Origin of the sequence: Streptomyces aquilus (assembly GCF_003955715.1) — a bacterium.
GTDB classification, from domain to species: domain Bacteria; phylum Actinomycetota; class Actinomycetes; order Streptomycetales; family Streptomycetaceae; genus Streptomyces; species Streptomyces aquilus.
In genome coordinates this window covers 7,998,579-8,013,709 of sequence record NZ_CP034463.1, presented here as the reverse complement: position 1 = coordinate 8,013,709, position 15,131 = coordinate 7,998,579, and the positions used below count along the sequence as shown (strand labels likewise).

At 71.4% G+C, this 15,131-nt stretch carries 11 protein-coding genes; 5 read left to right on the top strand and 6 right to left on the bottom strand.

The window, feature by feature from the left end; translation table 11 throughout:
• The first annotated feature begins 22 nt into the window (after positions 1-22).
• Positions 23-607, top strand: coding sequence for a TetR/AcrR family transcriptional regulator (locus tag EJC51_RS36780; RefSeq protein WP_126274998.1), 585 nt, complete (start codon positions 23-25; stop codon positions 605-607).
• 164 nt (positions 608-771) lie between these two features.
• On the opposite strand, the gene EJC51_RS36775 is transcribed toward EJC51_RS36780, so the two are convergent.
• From EJC51_RS36775 to EJC51_RS36760, 4 genes are all read right to left on the bottom strand, one after another.
• Positions 772-1,140 carry a VOC family protein gene (locus EJC51_RS36775; RefSeq protein WP_126274997.1) on the bottom strand — a complete coding sequence of 123 codons (369 nt, stop codon included), beginning with the start codon at positions 1,138-1,140 and terminating at the stop codon, positions 772-774.
• A 60-nt stretch (positions 1,141-1,200) separates the two neighbouring features.
• Positions 1,201-3,180 (bottom strand): PE-PGRS family protein, encoded by a 1,980-nt coding sequence (locus EJC51_RS36770; protein ID WP_126274996.1) that lies wholly within the window; start codon positions 3,178-3,180, stop codon positions 1,201-1,203.
• Between the two features lie 24 nt (positions 3,181-3,204).
• Positions 3,205-4,896: a DUF2264 domain-containing protein gene (locus EJC51_RS36765; RefSeq protein ID WP_126274995.1), complete on the bottom strand. Its 1,692-nt coding sequence runs from the start codon at positions 4,894-4,896 to the stop codon at positions 3,205-3,207.
• A 172-nt stretch (positions 4,897-5,068) separates the two neighbouring features.
• Positions 5,069-6,127 (bottom strand): rhamnogalacturonan acetylesterase, encoded by a 1,059-nt coding sequence (locus EJC51_RS36760; protein ID WP_126274994.1) that lies wholly within the window; start codon positions 6,125-6,127, stop codon positions 5,069-5,071.
• 195 nt (positions 6,128-6,322) lie between these two features.
• On the opposite strand from EJC51_RS36760, the gene EJC51_RS36755 reads away from it, so the two are divergent.
• Positions 6,323-8,005, top strand: a complete 1,683-nt coding sequence (locus EJC51_RS36755) for a rhamnogalacturonan lyase B N-terminal domain-containing protein (protein ID WP_126274993.1) — start codon at positions 6,323-6,325, stop codon at positions 8,003-8,005.
• Between the two features lie 7 nt (positions 8,006-8,012).
• Here the strand turns inward: EJC51_RS36755 and EJC51_RS36750 are convergent, their stop codons facing one another.
• Together EJC51_RS36750 and EJC51_RS36745 are read right to left on the bottom strand one after the other, a co-directional pair.
• Positions 8,013-9,425, bottom strand: coding sequence for an RICIN domain-containing protein (locus EJC51_RS36750; protein ID WP_126274992.1), 1,413 nt, complete (start codon positions 9,423-9,425; stop codon positions 8,013-8,015).
• Entirely contained in the window at positions 9,422-10,501 is a 1,080-nt protein-coding gene (locus EJC51_RS36745; protein ID WP_126274991.1) for a glycoside hydrolase family 43 protein, read from the bottom strand. The genes EJC51_RS36750 and EJC51_RS36745 overlap by 4 nt, the downstream gene beginning before the upstream one ends.
• A 239-nt stretch (positions 10,502-10,740) precedes the next feature.
• On the opposite strand from EJC51_RS36745, the gene EJC51_RS36740 reads away from it, so the two are divergent.
• The 3 genes from EJC51_RS36740 to EJC51_RS36730 all read left to right on the top strand — a co-directional run bounded on the left by EJC51_RS36740 (position 10,741) and on the right by EJC51_RS36730 (position 15,088).
• Complete coding sequence (locus EJC51_RS36740; protein ID WP_126274990.1) at positions 10,741-12,831, top strand: autotransporter; 2,091 nt, start codon at positions 10,741-10,743, stop codon at positions 12,829-12,831.
• Between the two features lie 148 nt (positions 12,832-12,979).
• Positions 12,980-13,903, top strand: coding sequence for a homocysteine S-methyltransferase (gene mmuM, locus EJC51_RS36735; protein WP_126274989.1), 924 nt, complete (start codon positions 12,980-12,982; stop codon positions 13,901-13,903).
• Between the two features lie 120 nt (positions 13,904-14,023).
• The gene (locus EJC51_RS36730) at positions 14,024-15,088 is read left to right on the top strand and encodes a LacI family DNA-binding transcriptional regulator (protein ID WP_126274988.1); all 1,065 of its coding nucleotides are present in this window, start codon (positions 14,024-14,026) and stop codon (positions 15,086-15,088) included.
• The last annotated feature ends 43 nt before the right edge of the window (positions 15,089-15,131 follow it).

Sequence of the window (15,131 nt, the reverse complement as noted above, 5' to 3'; positions counted from 1 at the left end):
GAGAGCCGGAGACGAGACCCCCATGGCCCGCGCAGGAATCACCGCCGATCGGCTCACCGAGGCGGCGGCCGAGCTCGCCGACGAGGTCGGGTTCGAGAAGGTCACCATGTCCGCGCTCGCCCGGCACTTCGGGGTCAAGGACGCGAGTCTGTACTCGCACATCAAGAACCTCCAGGAACTGCGCACCCGCGTCGCCCTGCTCGCCGGGGCGGAGATGATCGACCGGATCGCCGTCGCCGTCGCGGGCCGGGCCGGCAAGGACGCGCTGGCCGCGTTCGCCGGGGCGTACCGGGAGTACGCCCTGGAGCGGCCCGGCCGCTACGCGGCCACCCAGATCCGTGTCGACCAGGCCCTCATCGCCGACTCCCCCGGCTTCCGCCGAACCGCCGAGATCACCTACGGCATGCTCCGCGCCTACGGCCTGAAGGAACCCGACCTCACCGACGCCGTACGCCTGCTGCGCAGCACCTTCCACGGCTACTGCGCCCTGGAGTCCACCGGCGGCTTCGGTGCCGCCCGCGACGTACGGAAGTCCTGGGCCCGCGCGATCGACGCCCTGCACGTCCTGCTGGAGAACTGGCCCCGCGAGGCGTCCACGGACGAGTGAGCGGCGCACGAGGCGCTCGTCGACGCGTGCCGGTGGTCCGCCCGCGGAGAACGTGATCGACCATGCCGGTGACGGCCCGGGCGGGGGTGTCGTGCGGATGCTCGGTCATGGACCGGCACGCCGGAGCCGTAACCGTTCGGCCCCCGTCGAAGTGTCCTCGCCCGCTACTCGCCGCGTTCCGCCTGGCTCCGCTCCACGCAGAACTCGTTGCCCTCGGGGTCGGCCATCACCACCCACCCGGTCCCGTCGGGCCTGCGCTGGTCGTCCACGACGGTCGCGCCGAGGGCGAGGAGGCGCTCGACCTCCTCGTCGCGGGTGCGGTCCTGGGGCTGGAGGTCGAAGTGGACGCGGTTCTTGACCGTCTTGGTCTCGGGGACGCTCACGAAGAGCACACCCGCGGCCTCGATCAGCGCCATGGGGTCACCGGGCTCGTCCTCCTCGTGGAGGGGCTGGTCGAGCACCTTGGACCAGAACGTCGCGAGGGCGTAGGCATCGGAGCAGTCGATCGTCACATGGCGAATCAGAGAGGTCATGTGAGCGATCTTGGTGCCCTGCCGTGAAGCCAGGCAACCCATTACCCGACCCGCGGATGGTCAGTCCCGCCCGCCCTGGGCGGCATCCATGGCCCCGACCATCCGCCGCATGACCTCGACCGGCAGCCCCGGGTTCCGCGCCGCCGTCTCCACCCCGCCCCCGCGCAGCAGCCCGACCAGCAACCGGGCCGGCATCCGCGGGTGCAGTGCCGCGGCCTGCCGTACGTGCTCGTACGGGTCCTCCAGCAGCCGTGCCACGGCGGTCGCCGACAGCCGTGGGTCGGTCGCGGCGCGGTACCGCACCTCCACGCTGCCGTCCCGGCTGAGCCGCTCGACCAGCTCGGGCGTCGACTCGGGGTCGTCCAGGGCCAGTTGACGCATCCGCGGGTTCGGGTCGTCGGCGTACCGGACGAGGCCGCGGCGGGGGAAGTTCGGGTGGCCGCGCGGCCGGTCGGGGGTGCTGAGGCTGCCGTCCCACCACTGCCACACCCGCAGCAGCAGGTCGGCGGGCGCGTCGTCGCAGGACTCGGCGAGGAACAGCTGGACGATCCGGTCCTCGTCGCGGGCGAGGCGTTCGACGACGTCCGGGGGCAGACGCCGGGCCCTGGCCACGCCTCTGCGCACGAGGAAGTGGGCGGAGGCGGCCAGGCGCCGCATGGCGTCCTCGTCCTCGTGCAGGTCCTTGACCCAGTCCAGCTCGAAGTAGCGGATTCCCGGGTCGCGTTCGACCGGGACGGCGGCCCGCTGCTCCTCGGTGAGGTCGGGCCGGGTGGACACCTGGAAGCGAACCCCGTCGTCCGGGTCCTCGGCGAGAAGGGCGACCAGGTCAGGGTCCAGACGCGGGTTGGCGGCGAGGGACCAGCGCTGCGCACGGTCCCCGTGGCGGACCAGGTGCTCGGCGAGGTCACGCTCCAGGAGGCAGGTCTCCAGAGCCGCGCTCTCCACGTCCTCGGCGTCGAACACCGACCGGGGCATCGGGTGGTCCCGGTGGTACAGCACCCGCGCCCTGGCCCGCACGACGGCGTGCGGGTCGGCGAGGAGCGCCTCGCGGCCCGCCGCGTCGAGATGAGGCCAGGCGGTCCGGCAGGCCACGGCACGCACACCGTCGGCCGGGTCGGCGGCCAGCGCGACCGCCACGGAGGCGGGCAGCCCTTCGAGGCGCGCGGCCTCGGACCGCACGCGCGCGGACGGGTCGGCGGCGAGGACCCGGCAGGCGTCCTCGGCGACCCGGGCCCGGAACTCCCCCGCCGTCATGGCGAGGAGCCACCGCTGCCGCTCGTCCCGCTCGGCGAGGAGCACGCGGCCCCACTGCTCGGGGGTGATGCCCGGCTGGGTGCCGGCGGTCCTGAGCCGGACCTCCCAGTCGGGGTCGGCGAGCAGTCCGTCCACGACCTCGGTCGGCAGGGCGCCGTACAGGGCGTAGGAGGTCAGCACCGGCAGCAGCGGCCGCAGTTCGGTCGGCAGGGCGGGGTTCAGCGAGAGCCCGCTCGCCCAGGAATCCAGCACCCGCGGCGGGCACTTGGGCCCCTGGAACAGCGCCTCCCAGGCAGCCGCCCGCTCCTGCGGGCTCTCCCGCCCCGCGACCCGGGCAGCCTCCTCCCGCCGCGCCCGAACCCCTTCGACGGCGACGAGCCGCACCGCGTCCTCCCCGGTGCCGGCCCCCACCAGGGCGTCCCCGTCCAGCGCCATGGTGACGAACCCGGTGTGCCCGGGCCGCTCCCCGAGCACACCGGCGAGATCCCACTCGCCGCGCAGCCGCACCCTCACCCACCCGTCGGTCCGGCTTCCGGGAAAGTCGACGAGGAACACCCCATCAACACCGAAGACCCCGGCCTCGGACGCCAACCGATGCCACGCGGCGTTGAGTTCACCGACGCGGGCGGCCCGCTCCAGGGAAACCGACACGGCCGCCTCGACCTCCCCCGCGACGACGTACCGCCAGGCGAACGGAGGCGGCAGCACCTCCTCGACCCGCCGCTCCCCCACGACGTCGAGCCCGGCCCGCCCCAGCAGTTCTACGAGTTCGTCTCCCCCACCCATGATCCCCATACTGCCCGAGCCGGCTCACCGCACGGCGTTGACGTCCACACCGGCACTGTCCACCCGAGCCTCGACCGCCCCCTCGCCTCCCCAACGCACGTGCAGCACACCCGAGTTGTCGAGACGCACGCGCACCGCGTCCTCCAACGGCTCGGCCTCCGCCTCACCAGTGAGCCGGACCACGGCGACGAACAGGCTGTCCCCGTCCCCGGTCACGCCGGACAGCCCGGGCCCCAACCCGACGACCGGCAGGATCTCCGCCCGCACCCCCTCGACACCGGCCCACCCCGTGACCCGCACCGGCGTCCCCGGCTCCACCCCCGCCACCAGGTGCGCCCGTACCTCCACGGCTCCGTGCGCCAGCACCAGACTGGTCACCCGCGCTCCCCCACCCGCCGCGTGCCGCGAGGCCGCCCAGCCGTCCCCGACGCCCAGCGGCTCGATGTCCGTACGGCTCGGATCGTCCCCGACGATCACGCTGTTGTCGTACGACGGTGAAGGCGTCGTCACCGTCGAATAGGCGAGGCGCGTGTAGTACGGGTCGTAGCGGACGTCCTCGCTGCCGTGGTTGTGGAGACGGACCAGACCATCCGAACGCGTCGACTGGATCAGCCAGTTGGGGGCGCCGATCGACCGCACCACGTCCGCGCGCTCCGCCGGTCCGGGTTCCTCGGGGGCCGTCCACACCTCGTGCTCGGGCGGCAGCAGCAGCCCGAGGAAGGCCTTGCTGGCCCAGTACGGGGAGGCGGGACCGGAGTACCCCTGAAGGACGGCCTCGTCAGGACCGTGCCAGCCCAGCGTCAACAGCCCGTCCGTGTTCACCGCACCCCGGTCCAGGAAGTACTTCAGCGCCCCGGACGCCAGCCGCCGCGTCTCCCCCGGCGTCAGCGGGGTACGGCCGGTCAGGGCGCCGAGCCACAGCGGGGCGGTGGTCGCGAAGCGGTAGGTGAGGGAACGCCCCTGGTGCAGCGGAGCGCCGTCGCCGCCGAACAGATGGGCGTAGTCGGCGAGATGGGCTTCGAGGCGGTCGCCGTACCGGCTCAGGAGCCGGCTGTCGTCGGCCAGCCAGGCGTGCAGCACCGGGTAGAGGTGCATCGCCCAGCCGTTGTAGTAGTCGTACTTGCGGCCGTCGCCGTCGGTGTACCAGCCGCCGCCGACGTACCACTCCTCGATCCGCTCCAGACCACGGTCGATCGCCTTGCCGGCCGCCTCGGTCTCGTACCCGATCTCCTTCAGGAACCCGCCGACGGTGACAGGGAACAGCTCCCAGTTGCAGGGCCAGGCCTCGGCGCCGAGCGCATCACCGAGCCAGCCGACCGCCCGCTCCCGCACACCGTCGTCGAGCCGGTCCCAAAGGAGGGGTCGCGTCAGCCGCAGCGCGAGGGCGATCGAGGCGGCCTCGACGAGCGGCTGGCTGCGGTCCTCGATGCGCGGCCAGACACCGGAGACCCCGGCGGCGAGCCCGTCCGCGTACCGCCCCAACGCGGTCTCGTCACGCCGGAAGGCGGCGAGCAGCAAGGTGCGGGCGTACCCCTCCAACCCGTCGGAAAGCCGCCCGGACCAGCTCGTGTGCGTACCGGGAAACTGATAGAGAGCGCCGCCTTCGACGGCATACGGCTCGGTCGCGGCGAGCAGCCGGTCCGCGGCGGCTTCCCAGTGGGCGCGGGTGTAACCGGTGTAAGGGCTCACGACACGGTCTTCGGAGGGAAGGTGCATGGGCTCGCTTTCGATCTTGGCGAAGTATGACGTCCCGAAGGGGCGCGGGGCTGTATCCCTATGCGGCTCCGCCGCGTGGGCGCGACCAGCCCCCACCGGCCCGCCGACGCATACCCGCCCCTCGGCCGGTAGGCCTGGGGCGCCCCGGTTCCGGTCGAGGCGCCCCAGGGGCTCATTCCGCCCGCACCAGGCCTTCCGGCACCAGATGCTGGGCAAGCAGTTCGTCCCGGACGAGCCCGGCGTACACCGTGGCCCCCTGCACGGACGTATGCGTGTTGTCCCGCTTCTCGTTGTACAGGTACAGCGCCTTGGAGCCCTCCGTCCCGAGCGACTCCACGAGCGACTTCGTCCTCGCGGTCAGATCGATCAGCGGGACGCCGTTGTCTGCCGCGACCGAGCGGATGACGGCGGGGTGGTCGACGCCGAGGCCGTTGACCAGGAGTGCGGTGTTGTTGTTCAAGGTGCCGTCCGAGTTGAACCAGCGTCGCACGATCGGCGTCACGAGGACAGGCTCACCGCCCTTTTCGCGGATCCCGGCGACCAGAGTCTCCAGGTTCGCCCGGTAGGTCGCCCCGTCGGTCGTCTTGTCGTTGTGGGCGAGCTGGACGAGAACGAGATCGCCGGGGCGGATCAGCGGCTGGACGGTGCCCCAGAGCTGGGGACTCGCGAGGTAGCTGACCGTGCTCTCGCCGGAGTCGGCGTAGTTGGCGACGGAGAGCCCCTTGCGCAGGTACTGGGGCAGTTGCTGGCCCCAGCCGGAGTAGGGGTCGCCGGGCTGGTCGCAGACGGTGGAGTCGCCGACGAGGAGGATCTGGCGGGCATGACGCGCCGGGGTGACCTTGATGTCGGCGAGCGCCGGGGCCGTGCCGCCGATGACGAGGTCGAGGCCGGGGCTGCCCTCGGCGCCGGTGGGCTCGCCCTCGGGGGTGCGGACGTTCACGGTGAAGCTGCGGGCCACCCGCTCACCGGCGGGCGCGGCCGTCGCCGGCAGCAGGGAGCGCCGGGTCTCGCCGCTGATCGCGGTGCTGGAGTCGGCGTCGCCGCCGAGGAGGACCTTCACGTCGTACGTGCCCGCCGGGACGTCGAAGTGGCAGGCGCCGGCGGTGCAGTTGGCGATGCCGAGCGGGGCGTGCGCCTCCCCGGCGCGCACCTCTCCGGCGTGCGCCGGTACGGCGGTGAGTCCGGCGCCCAGAGTGAGGGCCGCCAGCACGGCGAGGTTGAAACGTCTCATTCGCTGCTCCTCCGACACATGGCAAGACCTGGCGGCTGGACCGTACCCCTATCGGCAAGCGCTTTCTAGACCTCGGATCGATTTCACAAGATTGCCAACCTCCCGCAAGCGAAAGCCCTTTCGCGAAATCGATTCAACTGTCACTCTCACTGACACCCGCACCTCCCCCACATGTCTCTCGAAGGAGGCACCCCCATGTCCGGAGCCGCATCCCGCAGAGCGGTCGGCCGCCGCGCCTTCGTCATCGGCAGCGCCGCCGCGGCCGGTACCGCCGCGCTCGCCGGGCCGCTCGCCCGGCCGGCGTCCGCCGCGTCCTTCGGCTGGACCGACGACGGCTCGAACTACGTCGTCGACACCGGCGCCAACCTCGTCTTCAAGGTCAGCAAGACCAACGGCGACCTGACCTCGCTGGTCTACAAGGGCACCGAGTACCAGGGCTACGGCGGAAAGAACTCGCACATCGAATCCGGCCTCGGCACCTCGACGGTGACGATCCGTCAGTCCGGATCGACGATCCTGGTCTCGGTCGCGTACGGCACGCTCAGGCACTACTACGCGGCCCGCAGCGGCGAGAACAACGTCTACCTGTGGACCAACCGCGCCGACACCTCGGTCGCCTCGACCCGCTTCATCCTGCGCGTCAAGGCCGGCCTGTTCCTCAACGACGAGCCCGATTCCTACACTTACGCGCCCACCACCATCGAGGCCTCGGACGTCTTCGCGAAGTCCGACGGCCAGACCCGCTCCAAGCACTACTCCAAGCTGCGGGTCATCGACTACAACTACATCGGCTGGAGCGCCAACGGCGTCGGCCTGTGGATCGTCCGCTCCAACCACGAGAAGGCCTCCGGCGGCCCCTTCTACCGCTCCCTCCTGCGCCACCAGAGCGCGGACGGCGGCGGCCTGTACGAGATCCTGCACTACGCGCAGAACCAGACCGAGGACGAGCGCTTCGGCCTCCAGGGCCCGTACGTCATCGCCCTCACGGACGGCGGCGCCCCCTCCTCCTCGCTCTACCCCGGCACCCTGACCACCTCCTGGGCGGACTCGCTCGGCATCGCCGGGTACGTGGCGGCGAGCGGCCGCGGCCGGGTCGCGGGCGTCGGGATCACCGGCCGCGACACGGCGTACCCGTACACGGTCGGCGTAGCCAACTCGGCCGCCCAGTACTGGGGTTCGGCGCGGTCGTCCGACGGCTACTTCTCGATCGCCGGAGTACTGCCGGGGACGTACACGCTGACCGTCTACAAGGGCGAACTCGCCGTCCACACCACCTCGGTGACGGTGACCGCGGGTGGCACGACCACCCTCAACACGATCGCGATCCCGTCCTCGAACGATCCGAGCAACGCGAGCGCGATCTGGCGCATCAACGACTGGAACGGCACCCCCAGCGGCTTCAAGAACGCCGACCTGATGACGTACGCCCATCCGTCCGACGTCCGGGCCGCGGCCTGGACCGGCAACGTGGTCATCGGCAGCGGTACCGAGACCTCGGCCTTCCCCTGCTATCTCTGGAAGGACGTCAACAGCGGTCTGCTGGTGTACTTCAAGCTGACCGCCGCCCAGGCCGCCGCCGCCCACACCCTGCGCATCGGCGTGACGACGGCCTACGCCAACGGACGGCCGCAGGTCGTCGTCAACGACACCTGGACGTCGGCCATCCCCTCCCCGCCCACCCAGCCGAGCACCCGGTCACTGACCAACGGCTCCTACCGGGGGAACAACTACACGTTCACCTACAGCGTCCCGGCGAGCGCCTGGCTCACGGACACCAGCCAGTACAACATCCTGAAGATCAACGTGGTGAGCGGTTCGGGGTCGACCGCCTATCTCAGCGCGGGCACCTCGATCGACGCGATCGACCTGCTCGCCTGACGTAGGGTCACGTTCCGCGCGTCCACTGCTGGTTGGTCGCTCCGTTGCAGGTGTACGTGATGATCGCGGCGGAGTTGGCGGTGGACGCGCCGTTCACGTCGAGGCACTCGCCGGTGGCGCGGGCCTTGATGGTGACGTACGAGCCCGAGGCGGCCACCGACCACTGCTGGGTGGTGGCACCGGAGTTGCAGTTCTCCTGGGTGACGTCGGCGGCGTTCTCCTGGAGGCACAGGGAGCTGCCGCGGCCGACCAGCTGGTAGTAGCCGGTGCCCAGGTCCTTGAACCACCACTTCTGGTTGCCACCGCCGTTGCAGGTGTACTGGCTGATGGCGACGCCCTGCCAGAGCGACTGGTTGGCCACGTCCGCGCACTTGGAACTGTGGCGCGCGATCAGCGTGTTGTACGTGGCGCTCGTCCCGCCGATGGTGCCGGCGGCCGTGTCCACGGTGATCTCCGGGTACCAGGACATGGACATCGTGGTGGAGGTGGGGAAGGTCAGCGGCAGCCACACGTACCGGGAGTCGCTGACGGTCCCGCCGAAGGAGTTGCCCCAGCGGTCGCCCATGTAGAGGTACGAGGTGCCGGACGTCCCGGAGATCGGGAGGACGTACGCGGTCTGGGAGTTGTACGTCGTGGAGTCGCCGACGTTCGCCATCGAGGACCACGGTCCGGCGAGCGAGGTGGCGGTGGCGTACTGCTGCTGGTTGGCGCTCCAGCCGGTGGCGCCCGAAGTGAGCATGAAGTAGACGCCGCCCCGCTTGAACAGCGCCGGTGCCTCGCGGTGGCCGCCCGGCCAGGGGTTGGCGACCAGGCTGTCGATGCCGGTGTAGGAGGCGTTGAGCCTGTAGATGTGCAGGTCGTAGTTCTCGTTGGCGGCCGAGACCATGTAGGCGGTGCCGTCGGTGTCGACGTACGTGGTGATGTCCCGGGACATGTACTGGCCGAGCGGGCGGAAGCTGCCCTGGTAGGTGTAGCTGCCGTCGACGGTGTCGGAGACGGCGACGGCCGCGCGGGCCTCGCTGTAGTCGGTGCCGTTCTCCTTGTGCATCCACATCACGAACTTGCCGGTGGCGGCGTTGTAGATGACCTTGGGCCGCTCGATGTAGGCGGTGCCCAGCTCCGAGGCGGAGGACTGGGTCAGGACGTTGTTCCTGAACTCCCAGTTCTTCAGGTCGGTGGAGCGGTAGACGGAGACGGCCTTGAAGGTGTTGTCGGCGTTGCGGTTCTCACCGAACCAGTAGTAGTACGACCCGACCTTGATGACGCCGCCGCCATGGGCGTGCAGGGCGTTGCCCGAAGTGTCGGTGAACTGGACGCCGTTGGGGATGGTGAGGGCCGCGGCCTGGGCGGGACCGGCGGTCACGAGGGCGCCGGCGAGGGCCAGACAGAGGGCGAGCAGTACCGCGTACGCACGTCTCATGACGCGACCTCCAGGTCCGTGACGGTGGTGTCCGCCACCGGGATGCCGAAATCGGGGGTGCCGTCCGCGTGCCAGCCGAGCTTCTGGACGCGGGTGTGCCGGTTGGGGTCGTTCAGCGGGTCGCCGACGATGTCCTTGTACGGGCGTGCGTGGTAGACGAGGACGTCGCTGCGGCCGTCCTCGGCGACGGTGAAGCAGTTGTGGCCGGGGCCGTACTGCTTGGTCGTGTCGTTGCTGGTGAAGACCGGCGTCGGCGACTTGGACCAGTTCGCGGGGTCCATGAGGTCGGCGTTCGCGTCGACGGTCAGCAGGCCCATGCAGTAGTGGAAGTCGGTGGCGCTGGCCGAGTACGACATGAAGAGCCGGCCGTTGCGGGCGATGACGGACGGGCCCTCGTTGACCTTGTAGCCGACGCACTCCCAGTCGTACTCGGGCGTGGACAGCCGTACTTGAGGGCCCGTCAGGGTCCACGGGTTCGCCATCTTCGACAGCCACAGGGCGGTGTTGTTGTCCATCCCGGGCTCGTGCTGGGCCCAGGCGAGGTAGCGGGTGCCGCGGTGGGTGAAGGTGGTGGCGTCGAGGGAGAAGGTCTCCCAGGCGGTCTTCATCTGGCCGCGCTCGACCCAAGGGCCCTTGAACGGGTCGTGGTTGGCGTTCTCCAGGACCCAGATCCTGATGTCCCACACGCTCTCGGCGGGCGCGGACGCGAAGTAGATGTACCACTTGCCGCCGATGCGGTGGATCTCCGGCGCCCAGATGTGCGCGCCCATCGGGCCGGTGGCGTGCTTGGTCCAGATGACCGACTCGGCGGCGGTCGCGAGACCGTTCAGGGTGCGGGAGCGGCGCAGGATGATCCGGTCGTACTCCGGGGCGGTGGCCGTGAAGTAGTACGTGCCGTCGGAGTGCCGGTGGATGTGCGGGTCGGCGCGATTGCGGACCAGCGGGTTCACGAACGCGGCGGCCTTCTCCGGGCTCGGTGCGGCTACGGCGATGGTGGGGGTCGCGGCCAGGGCGCCCGCGGCCAGGGCGCCCTTCAGCAGCAGTCGTCGGTCGGGGGCGGGGGGAACGCGGCTCATACGGACTGCCTCTCGGGTGGGGGTGTCCTGAGAGTGATGTTCGATATTGAGAACATCTGTTGTTATTGCGAACAGCCGAAAGGTACGGCGGGTAACAGGGGAGGTCAACGGGTTGGACGCGACGAGAGAAGGCGCTTTCTGCGAGCGCTTTCTGTTGGCGTGTCCCGGACGCCTGCGGAGGCGTGTCCTCAGGGCCGACTTTCTGTTATCGCCCGCCGCCCCGCCGCGTCTCCCCTCCCGTGCACAGCCATACCCACAAGACAGCAGCGGCCGCCGGCGCCCTCGCCGCGGTCGCCGCCCTCCTCGCCACCGCTCCCCCTGCCCAGGCCGCCGGTGCCCGGGACGTCACCGCCGACGTGCTCGCGGGCCGGGACGTCACGCTCACCGGCGACACGGTCGTCACCGTGCCGTCCGGGACGACGACGTACGACGGGGTCTTCCGCGGCGAGGGCACGCTCACCGTGCGCGGCAGCGGGACGCTGATCCTGACCAGGGACAGCGACTTCACGCTCCCGAAGGCACGGCAGCGGCAGAAGGTGTCGGTCCAGGGCGGCAACCACCCCTACGTCACCACCGCCACCCCCGACCCGCCCGCCATCACGGTCGCCCGAGGCGCCACGCTCCAGTACGGCAACGGCGGCTCGGCCGGGGTGATCGGCCACTACCCGTACAACACCCCGGCGTTCCGCCTCAACCAGGACAACATCCGGGTCGACGGCACCCTGCGGCTGTCCCTGAAGGACGTCGCCTACAACCTGGGCACCATCAGCGGCACCGGCCTGATCACCCAGCCCCGCTTCCTCTGGGCCACGTGGGACGTGACGTCCGGCCCCTTCTCGGGCGTCATCGACAACGGCACGCAGACGAACGCCGGACGGCCGGAGTACGCGACCTCCCTGCCGGGGACGCGCAAGGTCCTCAACCAGGGCACCTGGACCGTGGACACCCCGCTCGGCCAGACGGTCACGATGGGCATGGACTTCTACCAGCGCGAGTACGGCAGCGACATCAACGTCCAGTCCCGGCCCGGCAGCAAGGTGATCCTCAGGGGCCAGTACAGCTGGTCGGACCAGGGCGGCGACACCGACCCCTCGCTGAGCGACCCGGCCCTGAACTGGACGCCCGCCCGCAAGAACGTCAACAAGCGCGGCACCAACATCAAGGGCGCCAACGTCCAGTGGGGCGACGGCACCACGCACAAGATCTTCATGCCGGGCACGGCGGAGACGGTCTACATCAACCTCCTGGCCGCACGCTCCCGTTCCCTCCTCACCTTCGACTACAACGGCCCGGTGACGCTGGGCGCCCCCATCGGCGGCGGCAGGTTCCACGACACGCTGGCGGCGCCCGGCGCCGGGGACATCGTCATCGCCGGGACACGCGGCAACGACGTCACGTTCGCGGCCGTCCAGTACTACGACGGCTCCACGACCGTCGAGAAGGGCGCGGTGCTGCGGTTGGGCAGCGGCCGGGCGGGCGCCGACGGTGGGCTGTACACGGCAGGAAGCCTGTACAAGGTCGTCAACAACGGCTCGCTGGTCCTGAACAACGTGACCAAGCCCCTTGCCCTGCCCCGGATCAGCGGCAGCGGCTCGCTCACGCAGACGGGCAGCGCGACGACGACCCTGACGGGGACCTCGGTGACGTACACCGGGACGACGACGGTGAAGAAGGGCACGCTGGCGCTGCGCGGCGGGGCAACTCTGCTGCGCAGCAAGGCGATCCGGCTGACCACGCCCGGCGCACGCCTCGACGCCGGTACGGCGGGGCTACGAGTGGCGACCTCGCTGAGCGGCGAGGGCACGGTGAAGGGGGCGGTGACGAACGACGGCGTGGTGCGGGGCGGCCTCACGGTCGCCGGGGCGTACACGCAGCGCGCGAAGGGTGAACTCGTGCTGGGTGCCGAGCCGTTGAAGGTGACCGGCGCGGTCCGGCTGGCCGGTGACCTCGACCTGGCGGCGGCCGGGGCCGACCCCGCGAAGAAGATCACCGTGCTGGACCACGAGGGGGCGGCGAAGACCAAGGGCGCCTTCACCGGGCTGAAGGAGGGCACGAAGCTCAAGCTCGACGACACCACCTACCGGATCAGCTACCAGGGCGGCGACGGCAACGACGTCGTCCTCACCGCGGCCGCACCCAAGACCACCAAGGCAGCAGCAACCCCGCCCGCCGCAGCCGACGTGACCCGCACCGCGGGCGCCGAACAGGACGACCGGCTCGGCTGGTGGCCGTACGCCCTGGGTCTGGGCCTCCTGGGTGGCCTGGCGGTCCCGGCGACGCGGTACAGGCGCGGACGGGGTGGGCGAGGTGGACGGCACGCGGCACACTGATGAGCACCGCGGAGTCACGCCCCTCGGGGGCGCGGGGCTGTGTCGATGTGCGGCTCCGCCGCGCGGGCGCGACCAGCCGCCGCCGGCCCGCATCCGGCCACGACCATCGACAGGCACCCCCGTAGCCGCAACGACTACTGTCAACACCATGACCAGCACCTCCACCCTCGCCCAGGCACTAGCCACCCGCACCGTCGTCCTCGACGGCGGCATGTCCAACCAGCTCGAGTCCGCCGGGCACGACCTGAGCGACGAGCTGTGGTCGGCCCGTCTGCTCGCCGAGCGCCCCGAGGCGATCACCGAGGCGCACCTCGCGTATTACGAGTCGGGCGCGGACGTCGCGATCACCTCCAGCTACCAGGCGACGTTCGAGGGCTTCGAGAAGCGCGGCATCGGCCACGACCGCGCCGCCGAGCTGCTGTCCCTCAGCGTGGAGCTGGCCCGCGAGGCGGCCCGGCAGGCGCAGGCGAAGGGCGTCACCCGCCCGCTGTACGTCGCCGCCTCCGTCGGCCCCTACGGGGCGATGCTCGCGGACGGCTCCGAGTACCGCGGCCGGTACGGGCTGAGCGTGGCCGAGCTGGAGGCCTTCCACCGCCCGCGCCTGGAGGTGCTGTCCGCGGCCGGACCCGACGTCCTGGCCCTCGAAACGGTGCCGGACGCCGACGAGGCGCAGGCGCTGCTGCGGGCGCTGCGCGGTCTGGACACGCCCGCCTGGCTGTCGTACTCGGTCGCGGGCGACCGTACCCGCGCCGGGCAGCCCCTGGAGGAGGCGTTCGCCCTGGCCGCCGAGGCGGACGAGGTCATCGCGGTCGGCGTGAACTGCTGTGCGCCCGAGGACGTGGACGGGGCGGTCGAGATCGCGGCCCGCGTCACCGGCAAGCCGGTCGTGGTCTATCCGAACAGCGGCGAGGCCTGGGACGCCGAGGCCCGTGCCTGGAACGGCCGTTCCAGCTTCGCGCCGGGCGAGGTGCTGGCCTGGGAGGGGGCCGGGGCGCGGCTGATCGGCGGGTGCTGCCGGGTGGGCCCGGAGGCGATCGCGTCGATCGCGGGGACGCTGTCGTCGCACGCCTAGTCCGCACCCTCCCTCTCCTCCCGGCTCGCTGCTAGCCTCCGTTTCGGGAACCGGTTGCCGTCACGTCGCCGCAGTTCCCGCGGGGTGGGCGCGAACTCGGGGCGAGGGGCGGGGGCGGCGATGACCAGGAAGAGCGAGGACGCGAGCCGGAGCACCATCCGGGACGTGGCGGCCCGCGCGGGGGTGTCCGCGTCGACCGTGTCGCGGGTGCTCGGCGGGGTCTATCCGGTGAGCGCGACGACCCGGACGCGGGTCCTGCGGGCTGTTCGCGAGCTGGACTATGTCGCCGACGCGCGCGCCAAGGCGATCGCGGGCGTGGCCACCCCCACGCTGGCGTTCGTGCTGGAGGACCTCACCGGCCCGTCGTTCGCGCTGATGGCGCACGGTGTGGAGCGCGAGGCGAGCCGGCTCGGGCAGCTGTGTCTGGTGTGCAGCACGGAGGGCGACGCCCGGCGCGAGGTCGAGTTCGTGGAGATGATGCGCGCCCAGCGGGCCGCCGCGGTGATCCTGGTCGGCGGCGGCGCCGACACCGCCGAGTACCGCGACCGCACCCGACGCATGGCCGACTCCCTCGCCTCGGCCGGCTCCCGGCTGGTGCTGTGCGGACGTCCGCCGCTGGGCCCCGGGGCGCCGGTGACGGTCATCGAGTACGACAACGAGGGCGGTGCCTACGCCCTGGTCGCGCACGTCCTCGCGCAGGGCCATCAGAGGGTGCTGTTCCTCGGCGGCAAGCCGGACCACACCACCGCCCAGGGCCGTGCGCGCGGCTATCTCGCCGCCCACCGCGCCCGCGGCCTGGAACCCGATCCGGAGCTGGTCCTGCACGGCGACTTCACACGCGAGTCGGGCCATCGGCTGATGCGCCAAGTCCTGGAGCGGGGGCCGCAGTTCACGGCGGTGGTCGCCGCCACCGACATGGTCGCTGCGGGCGCCCTGACCGCGCTGCGCGAGGCGGGGCTGAGGGTGCCGGACGACGTGTCGCTGGCCGGGTACGACGACATCCCGTTCGCCCGGGATCTGCATCCGGCGCTGACGACCGTGCATGTTCCGTACGAGGAGCTGGGCAGGCTCGCGGTGCGGACCGCGCTGGGGCGCGAGCCGGACACGCCGGACGAGCATCTGCTGTTGGGGACGCATGTGGTGGTGCGGAACTCGGTGGCGAAGGCGGCGGAGGCCGCGGCGTAGCACGGCCACGGCGCCCCCTTGTCGCCGAACCGGGCGTTTCCTA